Source organism: Nitrososphaera sp. (genome assembly GCF_050748925.1).
Classification (GTDB): Archaea; Thermoproteota; Nitrososphaeria; order Nitrososphaerales; family Nitrososphaeraceae; genus Nitrososphaera.
In genome coordinates, this window is the sequence record NZ_JBOGQF010000032.1 from 1 (window position 1) to 14,498 (window position 14,498).

Sequence of the window (14,498 nt, forward strand, 5' to 3'; positions counted from 1 at the left end):
ATCTTATATTATTCACGCAATAGCCTTCTACAGGGGGTTCCTTGCTCACGATTCTAAAGTGATATCGAGTGGTAGCAGTATTGGAGAAGTTCAAGAATCCGTCGACACTCTAAAACAAGAGCTTGACCGGACAAGCCGGGAGCTAAATGCTACGCGTCAGGCAGTTGATGACGCAAGGGAGGCAATAAAGAGAGATATTGAAACGGCTACTGGAGCTGTTGGTCAGCTGGAAAACGCGTCAGGCCAGATAAATTCGCTTATTCTACCCATTCTTGCGCTTATATCTATTATTATCGCTTTACAGATCTCGCTTTTTGCTCGTATTAGAGCATCATTCAAGTAGTAGCGGACATCTACGCACTCGTCGCCAGGTATTGCATTGATGACCCATTATAGAATGATTTTTCACGCGAGATTCATCCAACAATTCATTCAAAAATGCTATCCGTCAGTATATGGCCGTTAGAACAAAGATCGACGGTGGCACCATCTGGGTGAACAGAGATACGGTCGTAGCCAAGCCGGGTGACGCGATATCGATGCAGCTCGCCTCACTCTTGAGCAAGCTCAACATCAAGCCTATTGAGGCGGGCATCGCAGTCAACTTTATCGATGAAGGGCTACCTAACAAAGGACTGCCGACTTTGTCCTGCCGAGGGCGCAGGGCAAGGCAAGGGCGGTGGCCAACGAGGCCAAGAAAAAGGGCTACGACGCGCAGTAGCTCTTTTTTCTTTTCCCGGACGTCGAGTACAGAATGGCGTTCTTTCATCAGGTAGTTTGTTTCTGAATATTTTCCTGTAAAAATTACCCTGATCTGGGCTTTATGCTGATGTACGTTTTTGGCATCCCTACTTCATGCTGAAAACCGAACGCAACGTCATCTTGGCTCTGGCTGCGATAGCAGCCGTCGCCTTTCTGGCGACGACGCCAAGCGCATACGCGCAAACATCGCAACTTACCGTCAATTCCCAGCTTTCAAACGGGACAGTCATAGAGGGCTATTACACCGAGGTAATAAGCAACAGCGACGCAAGCCAGTCATCCAGCTACACGCCGGCGGCCTTTACCCTCAACAATGGAGAGGAGTACCGCGTGGGAGTGGCGGACTTTCTCAACTTTTTCTTTGACTACTGGCTCGACACAAGCTCTACAGAGAGGTGGAGGGACGTGACGGTGACTGCGGACACCCAGCTGACGGCGATATACCGCTATTCGACCCTAGAAATAACAGCAATCAGCGAGGAGGCCGGAGCCACTGGTAATGGCCCAAGCAGGCTTCAATTGAATGCTATGGCCGAGAAGATCTCTGTCTTTGGAGGATCTGGCGGTCTTCCTGTACCCGACCTTAATCTGAGTGGATATAAGCTACAAAGTGGATCGCAAATAATGGAGTACGACTCCATGTACCAACTAATCAGCTCGGGACTTGGCTTGCTAGATACAATGGAAGCAGTTCATGTGGCAGGAATTGAATGGGATGGGCTAACAGAGGCACAACAATGCTATTTGCTCATAGTGCTCAATACGGACATCCAGTTGGATGAGAATGGACTGCCCCTGTAGCGAAGGAGGCATCCACCTTTCTTTATTTTTTATAATCCCCGATTTATTAAAAAAGGAAAGTCCGCGGGCTCTACCGGGTTTGCGTTGGCAGTCGCCTAGTCGGGCGGAAGGACTTCAGTGAATTGTAGCCCGATGATCCTAGTGAGTACATTATTGGCATGGCTGATGCGGATAAAGACTGCATTCTCCAAATTCACAACGTAATTGGTGCGCGCGAAATACAACATCAAACCAAAAAATGACCCATGGGTCCCGGGCGGGGTCCATGTTCGTATCTCCTATTCATCCACAAGCCCGTACTCCTTCAGCTTCAGGTCCGCATCCTGTATCAGGCCAATTCCCCGGGCATAGTACTTGAGCTCGTATCCCTTTTCAAGCGGCGTACTCTCCCTCGTCTTTAATACATTTTCAAACGTCCCTGCCGGCGTCTCTACCGTGTTGTCCATGCTGATGACTTGCGCCCTGTCCATCGCCACGTCCGGCGCTATCTCCTGCATGTACCTGGAGCCTATGAGCACCGTTCCCGGCATTATCAGGCCAGCCCTTGCGCCGTCCTGTCCTGCGAGCCACGACCCGTCGTGATCAGAGATCTCGCCGTCTTCATAGTTGTCGACGTCCTCGCCAAAGTAGAACACGCTGTTGGTCTGCTGGCATATCGCAAAGTAGTTCCTAGACACCTCGACCTGCATGTTGTCTGCACTCTCTCTTTCCTCAACTACCCTTGTCTCTACACCCTCAACTACTTTTGTCTCGTCGAGCACGGTTATTACCAGCTCGACCTCCTCTCCGTCCACCTCTCCTACTAGGGTCTGCTGGTAACCAGGTTCGAGTATGAAGAACCTGTTTGCGCCTGTGGAGGTAAAGTCGCAGTCCTCCTGGAAGAACGTGTCCGTGTACAACACTATGGATCTCTTGGCTGCTTCGCCTGCCTGCGCAACCTGCATGCTTGAAAAAATCACCACGAGCACACCTGCTAGCACAGTGGCTGTCATGAATGCCATTTTCGCGTTCATGCGTAAATAGCACATAGCAAAGTAAATAACAAATGTGATAGCCTGCTAACCAGAACGGACTGCCCTACCATGCGGGTCCGTCCACGCTTAGATGCTTGTACCATAATACATTATATCATACATGTCCGTTTACCGTCAAGGTAGTGCCAACACATATCCAATATGGAGCTGTTGCCAGCAATCTCATTACCGCCAGCGACGGGTCGGTCGGTTTTGAAAAATGAAGACCTCGAGGGCAATGCAAGGAGAATACTCGAGTTCGTTCGTGAGCATCCGGGCTGTTATCTGCGCAGGATCAGAAAGGAGCTGAATGTGTCAATGGGAACGGTGCAATATCACCTAGCGCTTTTGGAAAAAGCAGGCAAGGTGACGTCGGAAAGGTATGGCCTTTTCAAATATTATTTCCCGGCGGGGCTCTTTCAGGACAACGAAAAGAACTTGTTGCAGATCCTAAGTCACGAAACAGCAAGAGACGTACTGATGTTCATAATAGAGGAAAAGAACCCAACGCAAACCGACATCGCCGAAAGTATTGACATATCATCCGCGTCTGCCAGTTGGCACGTCAAGCGCCTCGCGGGTTTCGGGATAATCACTGAAGTCAAGGAAGGCAAGTTTAAAAGGTACCAATTACTCGAGGAGCCGGCGTACCTAGTATCGCTTATGAAAAGCTACTATCCGTCACTGTGGGATAGGTGGAGCACCCGGCTCGCCGAGATGTTCCTGTCGCTTTCTGGAGGGAAGGACATTTGATCGAAGAGCTGTCATTTGTGGTTGTTCGGTTTGCTCTATCATGGCTGATACGGCAAGTGGAGAGCGAAATCGACCCTGTCGAGGAGGCTGCTGGTGAGGCAGCAGCAACCGGGGCCGAGGCGTACGAGCCGGTGGAGCAGGCCATCAAGATTGTAATCGCGGCATTTTCAATCCTGCTACTTGGCCTTTCGATTTCCGCGTACAGAAAGACCGCGCTCAGGAGGATAATGTACGCCGCCGTGGCGTTCGGCCTGTTTGCTGTACAACTGTTCATAGAATACTTGGAGGGTGTGATCTTGGCGCTCGACGCGCCGTTCATCGATGTAATAGTGACAGGGATGACACTTGCCATCTTGGTACTGTTCTTCGTGGCAATAGTCAGGAAAAAATGACATCACTGGCAGATCTTGCCCGCCTAATGTAACACTCCTCTCAACGAATGTATCACCACTTCTGAAATGCTTCAATTGTAACACTTCCAGCACAGGTTTTGCACACTTACACGTAATGCAACCGCAAGGGAAACCCTGAAGGACTATGGCAGATTCTATATCCTGGGAACACGCCGAGAAACTGGTGGCAAGAGCGAGACATTTGTTTCAAGATCTGCAGAATTAGTTCGATGACCAGCGCCGGTAACTAAATCGTTTTATGTATCAGGTTACATATGGTGAATACAACATGGTCAACGCGTTGACCGGCGGCGAGATAAACGACATCTTTGTTCTCCACGCCTGCAAGAAATACACCTTCGATTCACAAAGCCGAGGCAGGCTATTGGGCCAGATGTGAAGAAATCCCCGAAGCCATAACGTAGGCACGGACGCTGGACTCGCCGACCGAGATCTCGACCGGCAAGACGTTCCGCATATTCGTGCAGGTCACATTTGACGGCGAGCTGGTCAAGGCGGATCCTGCCGAGATGCTCGCTTCGCACATACACTCCGGCGAGGTCACCATCAACCTTGCCGGCAAGCTGGAGGAGCTGCACGAGGGCATCTATTACGCCGACGTGACGCTTGACGAGGAGGGCACCTACATCATACACTCTATCGCATTCTACAAGGGCTTCCGGGCCCACGACTCCAATGTGGTGTCAAGCGGGAGCAGCACAGGCGACATCCAAGACTCGGTGGACACGCTAAAGGCAGAGCTTGACCAGATGAGCCAGGAGCTCGGCGACACCCGGAATGCGATAACAAAGTCCGTGGAAGATGCCCAGGCGGCCATAAGAAAAGACCTTGACCGGGGCGAAGAGACCGTCAACGAGCTGAGAAACGCGTCGGGCCAGATAAACTCGCTCATACTGTCCATACTTGCGCTCATATCAGTCATCATTGCGCTCCAGATCTCGCTTTTTGCCCGCATCCGCGCCTCGTTCAAGTAAGAATGGAACGCTCTATTGTTGAACTGTACTTTCTATACCTTCTCTGTCTTTCTCGAGCAATTCTCTCTCCTGACGTACTATTTTTATTATTTCGTACTTTTCATGTGCGATATACGCTCCAAGAGCAAACTCTGCCATTCGCGTGATGAAATCCATATCATCATCTGAAAATTGATCACTTCCTATTGAAAGAATCCTGGTTATTCTATCTTGATCTGGAAACCTGCGCAGAGATGTTATTATATCCACGACAAGAACTTTGATTAATTCTTCTAGATTATCTATGTGCCAAATGAATATCGACCTTTCAAAATTTTTCCCTATTTTATAATGGCCTCGGATCTCGTAGATTCCATCTTCTACAAGCTTTACCTTTTCTGTTAGGACCTTCAGCTTCTCTGATTCTAGAAAGACTTTTCCTTGCTCCCTCAATGCCATCTTTGTAGCATTACTCATCATCTGATTTGTCTCCTTGAGATCTTCTCTCGCTTTACCCCACCGATCCTCAACATCTAGTAATTCTGTCTCCTTCCTAAGAGCTTCTTGTAATTCTCGTTTTTTAGTAGCAATTTTTTCCTCTAAGTTCTGCAATTGAACAAGTTTATCTAGACAGTAATTTGGAGGCATTCTGTGCTTTTTCAGTTCGGACTGAATTGCAACCAATTGGTCCACGCCTTCATTGCCTTCTTCTTTTAGAAGCGTTACCAGATTACCAAGATTCTTCATTTCAAGATACGATTCATATTTTGACTTTGCTTCTAAATTGTCGATTCTTAGTTTTATTACGGCCTTTACGGCATCGCCCCCTCCTTCAAAAATCAAAAAAGCCCTAGCTACCTGCTTGGGACTTAGATTGGTAATATTATCATCATTACCATCAGCATTATTTGAGGTCTGGCTAATTAAAGCGCAAGTCTTTGTTATGAGATTTACATCCCGAAGGGACATATGACATATTCCTGAAATCTCCAGCTGGGTTTTTTTGTGCTTATAAAGTCTTATTACTTCAGAAATTTTTGCATCTGAATTCATTACTAATACCAGATACTCCTTGTTGAAAAAGTATACAGTTTATTAATAACCAGCCCTTGGTAATATGGTAATTCATTACCATCCTAGGTTACAAGTCTGTTTTACCTAGAATGGGCCGTCCATATAGCAAATGAATTGAAACATGTGACGATGTAAGCATCCATAATGTATTTGGTAGTCAATTTTCTGCCGTTTGGAGGCAGATCAAAATCCTAAAGATTTTAAGTGGCTTGCCACGCTCACTGCCTGTATAAAAATGGTAAGCGACAGCCAAGTCAGGGAGCTGGTCAAGAGGGCGCGCGAAGGAGCTAGCAAGCGCAACTTTAACCAGTCCGCAGAATTGACACTTGTCCTGAAGGATATCGACGTAAAGAAGGGTTTCAACCTCAACGAAGTGGTGGTGCTGCCCAACAAGCCGTCAAGGCAGCCGACCATATGCGTGATTGCGTCCGGGGAGATGGGCATGAAGGCCAAAAGGGCCGGCGTAGAGCGCGTGATGGAGCCGGAAGAGCTCGACCGGCTCGGCACCAACAAGCGCGAGGCACGCAAGGTGGTGCGGGCGCACGACTTTTTCCTGTCAGACACCGGTCAGATGGCCTCAGTCGGCCGATCGCTGGGCCAGTTCCTGGGGCCCAAGGGCAAGATGCCCACCCCGCTGCCGTACGGCGCGCCGGTGGAGACCATCGCGGCCCGCTTTAGGGGCTCTGTCAAGGTAAAGGCCAAGAACCAGCTGAATGTCGCGGCAAAGATAGGCGACGAAAAGCTGTCCGACGCCCAGCTGGCCGAGAACGCAAACGCGGTCATTTCAGCCGTCGAGAAAAAGCTGCCGCAGGGCGACAAGAACATCCGAAACGCCATGGTAAAGTTCACCATGGGCAAGAGCGCCAAGCTGTCGACCCTGAAAGACGAGGAGAAGAAGAAAGGAGAATAGACATGTCAACAACACAAGTAGTCCAGCGTTCAAGTTACCCGAAAAAGAAGCGCCTGATGTACAAGGAGCTGCAAGAGCTCCCGAAAAAGTACAACGTGATTGCATTATCAAAGATGACCAAGGTGCGCGCGTCGCAGCTGATGCTCATACGGAAAAAGTTCCGAAACGACATCAACATCAAGATAATAAAGAACAGGGTCGCAGTGCGCGCCTTTGAAAAGGTCCAGGGCGTGGCCGGCCTCGACAGCCTCCAGAAAGAGCTGGAAGGCCAGTGCGCGCTCATGTTCACAAACATCAGCCCGTTCAAGCTCAACCTGATATTCGCGCAGAACAAGGTCTTTCTACCGGCCAAGGGGGGCGACATTGCCCCGAGGGAAATCGTCGTCCCTGCGGGCAACACCGGCCTCATCCCGGGCCCCGTGCTGTCCGAGTTCAAGGTCGGCAACGTGCAGACCAAGATCGACGGTGGCACCATCTGGGTGAACAGAGATACGGTCGTAGCCAAGCCGGGTGACGCGATATCGATGCAGCTCGCCTCACTCTTGAGCAAGCTCAACATCAAGCCTATTGAGGCGGGCATCGCAGTCAACTTTGCGATAGCAGAGGGCCTGCTGTTCAAGGAGGCGGACCTGAGGATCAACCTGGCAGAGTACCGCGCAGAGCTGGTAAAGTCGTTCCAGGAGGCGCTCTCGGTCGCTATGGAGGCCGGCTACATCACGCAGGAGACGGTCCAGCCTATGCTGGCAAAGGCGCACCAGCACGCCAAGTCGCTCGCAGCCGAGTCCGGCTACCTCACAAAGGACACTGCCGACTTTGTCCTGCCGAGGGCGCAGGGCAAGGCAAGGGCGGTGGCCAACGAGGCCAAGAAAAAGGGCTACGACGCCCAGTAACTTTTTTCTTTTTGTTTACACAAGTTGATGGTTCAACAGATAGAGTTTCCCGATCGCACGTCAAATCTGCTTGTCTCGGTACTCCTTAACAGAGTTCTTGCAAAAGGATGGACTCCGATTCTAAATTATTTGTAATCCTAACCGCGGGTGTCTTTTGAAAAAAAGAGTGGCGGCCTGCCCTAGGCCGGGTTGACATTGACGGTGGCAGAGCCCGAAGCCGTCGCCCCGCCCAACGCGGCAGTCACACTTACAATGCCAGATGCAGGCGCAGCCAAGCTCGCCGCCGTAAAGGCCGCGGTGCTTGCCGACGGGGCAAGCGTGCCAAGCGACGGGGCGCCAAGCGCCCATGCGTAGGTCGCGCCGGCCATCTGGTTGCCGTACGCGTCTTGCGCCTTCGCGGCCAGACTCACCACACCGCCTGGGCCCAGGGTTGCAGAAGAGGGCGTTACTGTCACGCTTGACGCCTGCGCGGGGGCTACTGCAAACACGTTGCTAGTAGCGGTCCTGCTGTCGCCGGAGACCGTGATCACGGAGTCGCTCCTGGCGTTAAACATCTTGGCCGCAAAGACATGCTGGCCGGCGTCCGCAGCGGTAAAAGTGTAGGAGGCTAGGATTATGCTTGCGTGGCCGGCCGGGCTTGCACCGTTGTTTGTGCTCAAGGCGACGGTGCCGGTGTACGCCGTCTTTACCCTGCCAAGGCTGTCTATTGCAGTCACTGCGAACGTAAACTCACCACCAGCCGCCTGGCTGCCTATCCTGCTTATCAGGAACCGGTCAAGGCCGGTGTTGTCCGGGGTTGGCGCAGGGGCCAGAGCTCTTTCGAGCTTTATCTCGCCTGCAAGCGCGTATATCTTTGCCGCCCTGCCTGCCTGCGCGGGCTGCTCGCCTACCAGCTTCCATGAGAGGCCGTCGTTCTGCGGCGGCAGCGCTATGGCCTTTGCGTGGAACGCATAGTCCTTCCTCTCGTTTTCCTTGAGAATCTTGCCGTGTATGCCGACATGGCCAAAGTCGAGCCTGTCGTTGAGCCTGAAGTTGCCCTCGGCGCGCACCACGTACCTGTCGCCTCCAAAGTCGAGCGTGCCGTTGACGAAAAGCTTGGAATGGTTGCCGCTGTTCTTAAAGACAGAACCGGTCAGGGCAAGCGTCGCGTCAGACACCTTGACGGCGCCATCGCCCTTTTCAACGGCCAAGCCCTTGGCGCTTACCTTGACCGTGCCAAACGACAGTTCGGCAACTCTGCGCTCGCCGTCGTCATTGTTCCTGTCCTTGATAAAGGTGGCAAGCCGATCGCGGATCTTGCCCCTCTTTTCGTCCTTGTTATCGTCCCCGTCAGCCCACGCCGCTCCTGCGCCAGCAAAAGGCGCCGCCGACATGGCCAGGAAGGCTGCAAGCGCAACCGCCAGCATTGCATTTTTGTTCATAAGATTGTTCCATGAAATTTTACTAAAAAGCGCTATGCAGACGCTGACTAGAGCGCAAAACTAGCGGTAGACTAGAGAGAGAAAAGGGGAGGTGTGCAAGAAAGTGAAAAGGGGAAGAACGGACTTAGCCGAACAGGGAAGACAGACCCTCGAGGGCTTCTTCCTCTTTCTTCTCGTCCTTCTTTTCTTCCTTGGCTGCGGCTGCCGGCGCTGCTGCGCCTGCTGGGGCCGCTGCCGCCACTGCGACTGGCGCCGCCTTCAGTGCCTCTTCGATGTTGACCTCTGAGAGGGCCGCGACGAGGGCCTTTACCCTCACGTCGTCCGGTGCCACGCCTGTAGCCTTGACAACATTCTTGACATTATCTTCACTGATATTCTGCTTGAGCTTGTGGAGAAGCAAAGCAGCGTATACGTATTCCATTGTAGAGGCGATCCGACCAACACCATATTTGAACCTAACGCAGAAAACCTGCCCAAATTGCAGCTCCTGGGTCCGCGGGCAGTGTGAAACCTATCCGCCCAGAACCTTTGACCGCCTTGACGCGTATACTGCCATGGCCGCCATGGTGGAGACCAGTATCACAGCGACGGCGGCCGCCAGCGGGTACAGGTTGACTGCAAGCCACGGCACCTCGACCTGTACCTGCATGACACCAAGCAACGCGCCGGCGTCGGACCTCACCTCCATCAGCAGCTGGTACGTCCCCGGCTTTGTGAACGGTATTTTTGCCTCTTCGATCTTTAGCTCCCCGGGCGCAATCTCTAAAGTCCTTGACGATTCGTACGCCTTTTTGCCCGCCCCGTCTATGTAAAAGTAGTCGAGCACAAACAGCTCGGGCTTATCCCCCTTGTTTCCCATGTGGACAAGCACCTTTGCGACCGCACTCCCAAAGGCGCCCTCTTCCGTCTCCACGCTCTCTAGCGTCATCCTAGCAGTCGCGTCCTTTCCAACCAGCACAGTCTCGCCGTATCCCACCGGCTTTGTAGTGATGCGCAGCTGGTCCACCAGCCTTACCGCCACGCCCTTGTTCTTTGAGAACTGGTCGATGAATTCTACCGCCTGCGCCTGGGGAGCGTCGCCTACTGCCATCGAGTCAACCAGTTGCGCGACAATGCCGGCGGCAGGCTGCTGAGGGGGCTGGCCGCCTCCGCCCCTTGCGGCCTTGCCGGCGGTGACGGCGTAGGTGGAGAAGTGCTCAAGGTGCGCCATGTACACGTATTGCCCGTCCACGGGAGCCACCGGGCTGTCGACCGCGCTTACCTCCTGCCACGCGCCGGCAGCCTCGTCAAGCACGCTCAGCGACATCACCGGGACGCCGTTTGAATCCCTCAGCACGCCCTGCTGGCTGGCCCAGGCGTCGCTTATTGCAAACGTAAAAGTCGGCGGGCTGTCGTAATCGCCTGATGATCCCGGGTCGGCTCCTGAAAAGTTCCCGACCCATTCAAAGTCCACGTACAGGGCGTTGACGCCGCCCAGCAACGCCGGGGCGCCGGCCGGCTGCGAGTCGATTATGGTCACCAGCATCGCAAAATCAGTCGAGTCAACTCCCGGCGTGTATTCTACCTTCATCCAGGGGACGTTGCCGTGCTCTGACGTCTGTGGCGTCCCGGCCAGGTCAATGGGCATGAGAACCGGCATGTTGGCCGGCACCCTTGCCATCCTGACGCTCAGCATGGCATCGTCTCCCGGCAGCTGCGGCGTAGGCGCCAGGTTGACCTGGTAGGTGGGCATCACCATGGCCACCTTTGAGAGGTCCGGATACGCCGCCCAGTCGCTGATGGACAGGGCGGGCGGGCTGAGCTGGCTCACCAGCTGGCTTGCGGTAAGCAGGGTAAAGGTGCCGCCGACCGGCATCCCTGCCATGGGCTTTACGACCGTCGCGTTTGACGCCATCATCATGCCAAGCGACGGCACCTGGCTTCCCGGCGGCGGGGGCGCGGGGGCGGCGCCCCACGTCCATTCGCCCCTGGCAGCAATGCCGGCCGTATCGCTCAGGCCCCTGCCAAGCACTGCAGTCCGCGCTATGCTGTCGCCTATGGCAAGGGTATCTGTTACAACAGGGGGGGCGAAAACGCGCCGCCAAGCGCCATGGATTCGCCAAAGTGCAGGACCTGGTTGCATGCAAACGGCGTGCAGTCCTGCAGGGTGAACGACTCGGCATAGTTTCTGCTCCAGTGGACAGACACGCCGCCGAACTGGTCGGAAACCACTATCGATTCATTGATAACGGCGCCGCGGCTGGCCACGATGGCGTCGTCCAAGCTCAGGTTGTCAGAGGCTCCTCTTTCACGCGGCGCCCCTACCCCGTCAGACGCGGCAAGCGAATCGAATATGTAAATTGCAGACGGCCTGACTTCGACCGTTTCGGTTATTGACACCGTCTCGCCGATCTTTATCCCGGGCCCGATCGAGATAGCGTCGGCCGCCGCGATGCTGTCAAGAGCCTGCTTTTTCACGACCGAGACCCTAGATGCGGCGTCGGCAATGCTCACGACAGACGACGTGGCAAGCGAGGGCAGCGCGGTCGAGTCGGCAAGCAGCACAGTCTCAGTCGCAGACCTGGAAAGGGATCTGGCGTCGCTCAGGGCAACGACATCGCTTGCAGTGACATCCCAGTGGACGTTTGTCTGCATCGACGTGCTCTCTGACAGCGACACTGTGTCTCTTGGAGCGCTGTCAGGCCGCGTGCCGTCACGTATTGCAACAGTGTCAGTTGCAGCTGCCGGATTGAAAACGCCTGTCTGCACCGATACGCTTTCCGATAATGCCATTACGTCTCTGGGAGAATTGTCAAGGCGCGCGCTGTCCTTGAGCAGCAGATTATCCTTCGCAATCCTGTCCAAGGAAGGCGACAAGTCAGCTAATGCAACAGTGTCGCTTGCGGCTAACGGGTGGAAGACGTTTGCTTGAATTGACGGGCTGTCTGACAGCGCTACCGCGTCTTTTGCGGTGCCATCAGGCCGCGTGCTATCCCCCAGCGCCAGGCTGTCTGCTGCAACCTTGCCCAGAGACGGCGAGAAATCCGTTATGCCGGCCGTATCCAAAGTCAACCTGCCATTGCGGGCCGTAGACTCTTGGATGGGCATAGAATCTAGAAGTGGCTTGCCATTGCCGACTGCAGAGTCTTGAATCGGCACCGCGTCGAGCCGTCTTGCCGTTTGCTGCTACTGTTGAAGAAATGGGCAGGCTGTCCTTTAGGGCCTTAAAGGGCGAAGGCCTGTCGGCAAGCTCGAGAGTGTCTGTCAGGGTGACGGTATTGAGGACGGCATCTGCAAAAGAGCCTGCAAAGATGGCTAGAAAAATCAGCGCTACCTGGAGCGCCGCCCTCTTTTTAGATCTAGCATTAATCAGTGACGCATATTGCGCTACCTTCTTTCTTGGCCCAATATTATGTCACTATTGTCCATGGGACGCTTATGGTGTCGCCGGGGGCAAGCGTCGTAGCAGTTATAGTGGATTCTGCAATTATCAGCGGTCCTGCAGCTGTGGTGGAAGCACCGCCGCTTGCAAGGGCGAGGCCCCTGACTGTTATTGAGCTGCCGCTCATGTTGGTGAGCACGGGCGTGGTGTCGGTAAACTGGCAGGTCCCGGACGCCGGCGCAGTTCCATCGTTTACAATCGAACAAACAGTCGCCTCAGTTGTTCTTACATAGTTCTCTGCGGTATCAAAAGTTCCACTGCTACCTCGCAATTGCGCTGTTCCTGCTGCAATAGTGCCTACCGTTATTATTGAGCCTCCTGCCTGATACTGCGCTGGCGCAGATCCGAAGTTGGTCACGCATCTGCCGCCTGAGACCTGCCCGGCTAAAGCACCACCACCTGACGGCGCAGTGCAGTCAGCCCCTGTTGGCTCGTTAGTATTTGGTGTTCCGGCGATAAACTGAATCCACCAAGTAGGAGATGCGGCACTTACAGCGTCGGATGTCTCTCCCGTTATCGAGCTTTCACATCTGTTCTGCTGTATGCAGAACTAGATGGCGCCCGCGCTCGTGATGATGTTGTGGGTCTTTTGCTCGGACTTTAGGTTGCCGGCGCTGTCGTGCACCTGGATTGTGACCTGGTCGTTTTCAAAAGCCTCGCTAATAGAATCGGTTAATCCTGCGTCGCTAACCACGTCGGCCGGAGAATTGGCGCCGACAAAATAACCTACAGAGCCTACTGACAGTAATGCCAGTGCTATAACCGAAGACAGAATCGCCTTCTGTAACTTCATAACTATTATCGGTCATAGAAGATAGCTCCTGAATAATAATCTTTTCGGGTTAATTTAAAATATGAATTTATTACAAGAAATTGATGTTATAGTGGTATTTATATGATAAGAAATGCAGGTGAGCCGCCCTTTGTGAAAAGCTAGCGCGTGTCCTCAACCTCCATCGAGTCTGTAACATTCACTACATAATTATGCACTTTAACGTTATTTGAGGGAGAGTCGCCCTCCGGGTCAGCTGGTGCGCCTGATCCTGTGCCGACTGCAAGTATCACGGCCCCTGCCACCGCGGCTGAAACCAGCACAACTGCCAGCGCCACCATCCTGTTCCTGTTCACAGGCTTTTTGGGTGCGACACTTGCACTTTACCTTTTTGCTGCAATTCTGGCGGTAGGTTTTCCTGCGCACTTGAAAAAGATGTAGTGGACTGGGTGGGATTCGAACCCACGACCACCTACGTGTCCTCTGCCGTTGCGCGGCATGCAAGGCAGGTATTCTACCGGACTAAACTACCAGCCCACGAACTAAAACCGCAAAGTTGATAATTTAAGTTATTCGAGACCCTACGAGGGGCCGCCTGCCTTTTTTACGCGTGAACGACTTTGTACCGTAGCTGCGCAAGCCCGCTGGGATACGCCTTTGAATCGACAAGTTTCAGGCCGTGCCGCCCCTCTATGTCCTTGAAAAGCGGTATGCCCTTGCCGAGGATCACAGGATGGATTGAGAGTATTATTTCGTCGACGAGGCCGGCGTTCAAGAGCGAGGTGATGATCTCGGCGCCTCCGACAAGCCACGCGTCCCCGCCCTGCTTGCCGACCATCTTTTGCGTGAAACCCGCGGCGTCTGCGACAAACTCGACATTGCCGTCTTTTTTGCCTGGACTGCGCGTGAACACGTACACCTGCTTGCCCCTGAAGGGGTACTCGCCAAACCCGGCGGCCTGCTCGTAGGTCTTCCTCCCCACCAGAACCGCGTCTATGGAATCGTAAAACTGCGCATAGCCATAATCCGCGTCATCAAACAGCCAGTCGATGCTGCCGTCCTCTCCTGCTATGAACCCGTCGAGGCTCGACGCGATAAACAACTTTACCTTTCTCATGAAACCTTCCATCCTTGATCAAGGTCACCACGATTAAATAACGCTCGCTTTGATTTCATGGACGGGCCGTTAGCTCAGCTTGGTGGAGCGTTCGACTGATAATCGAAAGGCCGAGGGTTCAAATCCCTTACGGCCCACTTCACCCACGGTTCGTATTCCTCCGGCAAGACCTGAAGCATCATTTAGGCACCCTAAAAT

Annotated in this window: 17 protein-coding genes, 2 tRNA genes and 1 pseudogene; 9 read left to right on the forward strand and 11 right to left on the reverse strand. The window is 53.6% G+C overall.

What is annotated here, in order from left to right; all coding sequences use genetic code 11:
• The 3 genes and pseudogenes from ACREAY_RS04210 to ACREAY_RS04220 form a co-directional block, all read left to right on the forward strand.
• Window positions 1-343 (forward strand): annotated as a pseudogene (locus ACREAY_RS04210) (hypothetical protein); the annotation flags it as partial.
• Window positions 344-455: 112 nt separating this feature from the next.
• Window positions 456-776, forward strand: coding sequence for a hypothetical protein (locus ACREAY_RS04215; protein ID WP_431754513.1), 321 nt, complete (start codon window positions 456-458; stop codon window positions 774-776).
• Between the two features lie 79 nt (window positions 777-855).
• Complete coding sequence (locus tag ACREAY_RS04220) at window positions 856-1,563, forward strand: hypothetical protein (RefSeq protein WP_431754514.1); 708 nt, start codon at window positions 856-858, stop codon at window positions 1,561-1,563.
• 278 nt (window positions 1,564-1,841) lie between these two features.
• Here the strand turns inward: ACREAY_RS04220 and ACREAY_RS04225 are convergent, their stop codons facing one another.
• On the reverse strand, window positions 1,842-2,576 hold the full coding sequence (locus tag ACREAY_RS04225; RefSeq protein WP_431754515.1) for a hypothetical protein: 735 nt from the start codon (window positions 2,574-2,576) through the stop codon (window positions 1,842-1,844).
• 213 nt (window positions 2,577-2,789) lie between these two features.
• Between ACREAY_RS04225 and ACREAY_RS04230 the strand changes: the two genes are divergently transcribed.
• From ACREAY_RS04230 to ACREAY_RS04240, 3 genes are all read left to right on the forward strand, one after another.
• Window positions 2,790-3,329, forward strand: coding sequence for a winged helix-turn-helix transcriptional regulator (locus tag ACREAY_RS04230; protein ID WP_431754516.1), 540 nt, complete (start codon window positions 2,790-2,792; stop codon window positions 3,327-3,329).
• Entirely contained in the window at window positions 3,326-3,721 is a 396-nt protein-coding gene (locus ACREAY_RS04235; RefSeq protein WP_431754517.1) for a hypothetical protein, read from the forward strand. Before ACREAY_RS04230 ends, ACREAY_RS04235 begins: the two co-directional genes overlap by 4 nt.
• A gap of 482 nt (window positions 3,722-4,203) precedes the next feature.
• Window positions 4,204-4,716: a hypothetical protein gene (locus ACREAY_RS04240; protein WP_431754518.1), complete on the forward strand. Its 513-nt coding sequence runs from the start codon at window positions 4,204-4,206 to the stop codon at window positions 4,714-4,716.
• 12 nt (window positions 4,717-4,728) lie between these two features.
• On the opposite strand, the gene ACREAY_RS04245 is transcribed toward ACREAY_RS04240, so the two are convergent.
• Window positions 4,729-5,748: a hypothetical protein gene (locus ACREAY_RS04245; RefSeq protein ID WP_431754519.1), complete on the reverse strand. Its 1,020-nt coding sequence runs from the start codon at window positions 5,746-5,748 to the stop codon at window positions 4,729-4,731.
• Window positions 5,749-6,004: 256 nt separating this feature from the next.
• Between ACREAY_RS04245 and ACREAY_RS04250 the strand changes: the two genes are divergently transcribed.
• Window positions 6,005-6,679, forward strand: coding sequence for a 50S ribosomal protein L1 (locus ACREAY_RS04250; RefSeq protein ID WP_431754520.1), 675 nt, complete (start codon window positions 6,005-6,007; stop codon window positions 6,677-6,679).
• A 2-nt stretch (window positions 6,680-6,681) separates the two neighbouring features.
• Window positions 6,682-7,569, forward strand: coding sequence for a 50S ribosomal protein L10 (locus ACREAY_RS04255; RefSeq protein ID WP_431754521.1), 888 nt, complete (start codon window positions 6,682-6,684; stop codon window positions 7,567-7,569).
• 179 nt (window positions 7,570-7,748) lie between these two features.
• Here the strand turns inward: ACREAY_RS04255 and ACREAY_RS04260 are convergent, their stop codons facing one another.
• The 9 genes from ACREAY_RS04260 to ACREAY_RS04300 all read right to left on the reverse strand — a co-directional run bounded on the left by ACREAY_RS04260 (window position 7,749) and on the right by ACREAY_RS04300 (window position 14,312).
• Window positions 7,749-8,990, reverse strand: a complete 1,242-nt coding sequence (locus ACREAY_RS04260; protein WP_431754522.1) for a hypothetical protein — start codon at window positions 8,988-8,990, stop codon at window positions 7,749-7,751.
• Window positions 8,991-9,114: 124 nt separating this feature from the next.
• Window positions 9,115-9,411 (reverse strand): 50S ribosomal protein P1, encoded by a 297-nt coding sequence (gene rpl12p / locus ACREAY_RS04265; protein ID WP_431754523.1) that lies wholly within the window; start codon window positions 9,409-9,411, stop codon window positions 9,115-9,117.
• 90 nt (window positions 9,412-9,501) lie between these two features.
• Window positions 9,502-11,001 carry a hypothetical protein gene (locus ACREAY_RS04270; protein ID WP_431754524.1) on the reverse strand — a complete coding sequence of 500 codons (1,500 nt, stop codon included), beginning with the start codon at window positions 10,999-11,001 and terminating at the stop codon, window positions 9,502-9,504.
• A 41-nt stretch (window positions 11,002-11,042) separates the two neighbouring features.
• On the reverse strand, window positions 11,043-12,035 hold the full coding sequence (locus ACREAY_RS04275; protein ID WP_431754525.1) for a hypothetical protein: 993 nt from the start codon (window positions 12,033-12,035) through the stop codon (window positions 11,043-11,045).
• A 344-nt stretch (window positions 12,036-12,379) separates the two neighbouring features.
• A complete protein-coding gene (locus ACREAY_RS04280; RefSeq protein ID WP_431754526.1) occupies window positions 12,380-12,769 on the reverse strand; it encodes a hypothetical protein in 390 nt (129 codons plus the stop codon).
• 192 nt (window positions 12,770-12,961) lie between these two features.
• On the reverse strand, window positions 12,962-13,105 hold the full coding sequence (locus tag ACREAY_RS04285; RefSeq protein ID WP_431754527.1) for a hypothetical protein: 144 nt from the start codon (window positions 13,103-13,105) through the stop codon (window positions 12,962-12,964).
• A gap of 239 nt (window positions 13,106-13,344) precedes the next feature.
• Window positions 13,345-13,539, reverse strand: coding sequence for a hypothetical protein (locus ACREAY_RS04290; RefSeq protein ID WP_431754528.1), 195 nt, complete (start codon window positions 13,537-13,539; stop codon window positions 13,345-13,347).
• An 85-nt stretch (window positions 13,540-13,624) separates the two neighbouring features.
• A tRNA-Ala gene (locus ACREAY_RS04295) sits at window positions 13,625-13,720 on the reverse strand.
• A gap of 67 nt (window positions 13,721-13,787) precedes the next feature.
• Window positions 13,788-14,312, reverse strand: coding sequence for a dihydrofolate reductase family protein (locus ACREAY_RS04300; RefSeq protein ID WP_431754529.1), 525 nt, complete (start codon window positions 14,310-14,312; stop codon window positions 13,788-13,790).
• A 51-nt stretch (window positions 14,313-14,363) separates the two neighbouring features.
• On the opposite strand from ACREAY_RS04300, the gene ACREAY_RS04305 reads away from it, so the two are divergent.
• Window positions 14,364-14,437 (forward strand) — tRNA-Ile (locus ACREAY_RS04305).
• The last annotated feature ends 61 nt before the right edge of the window (window positions 14,438-14,498 follow it).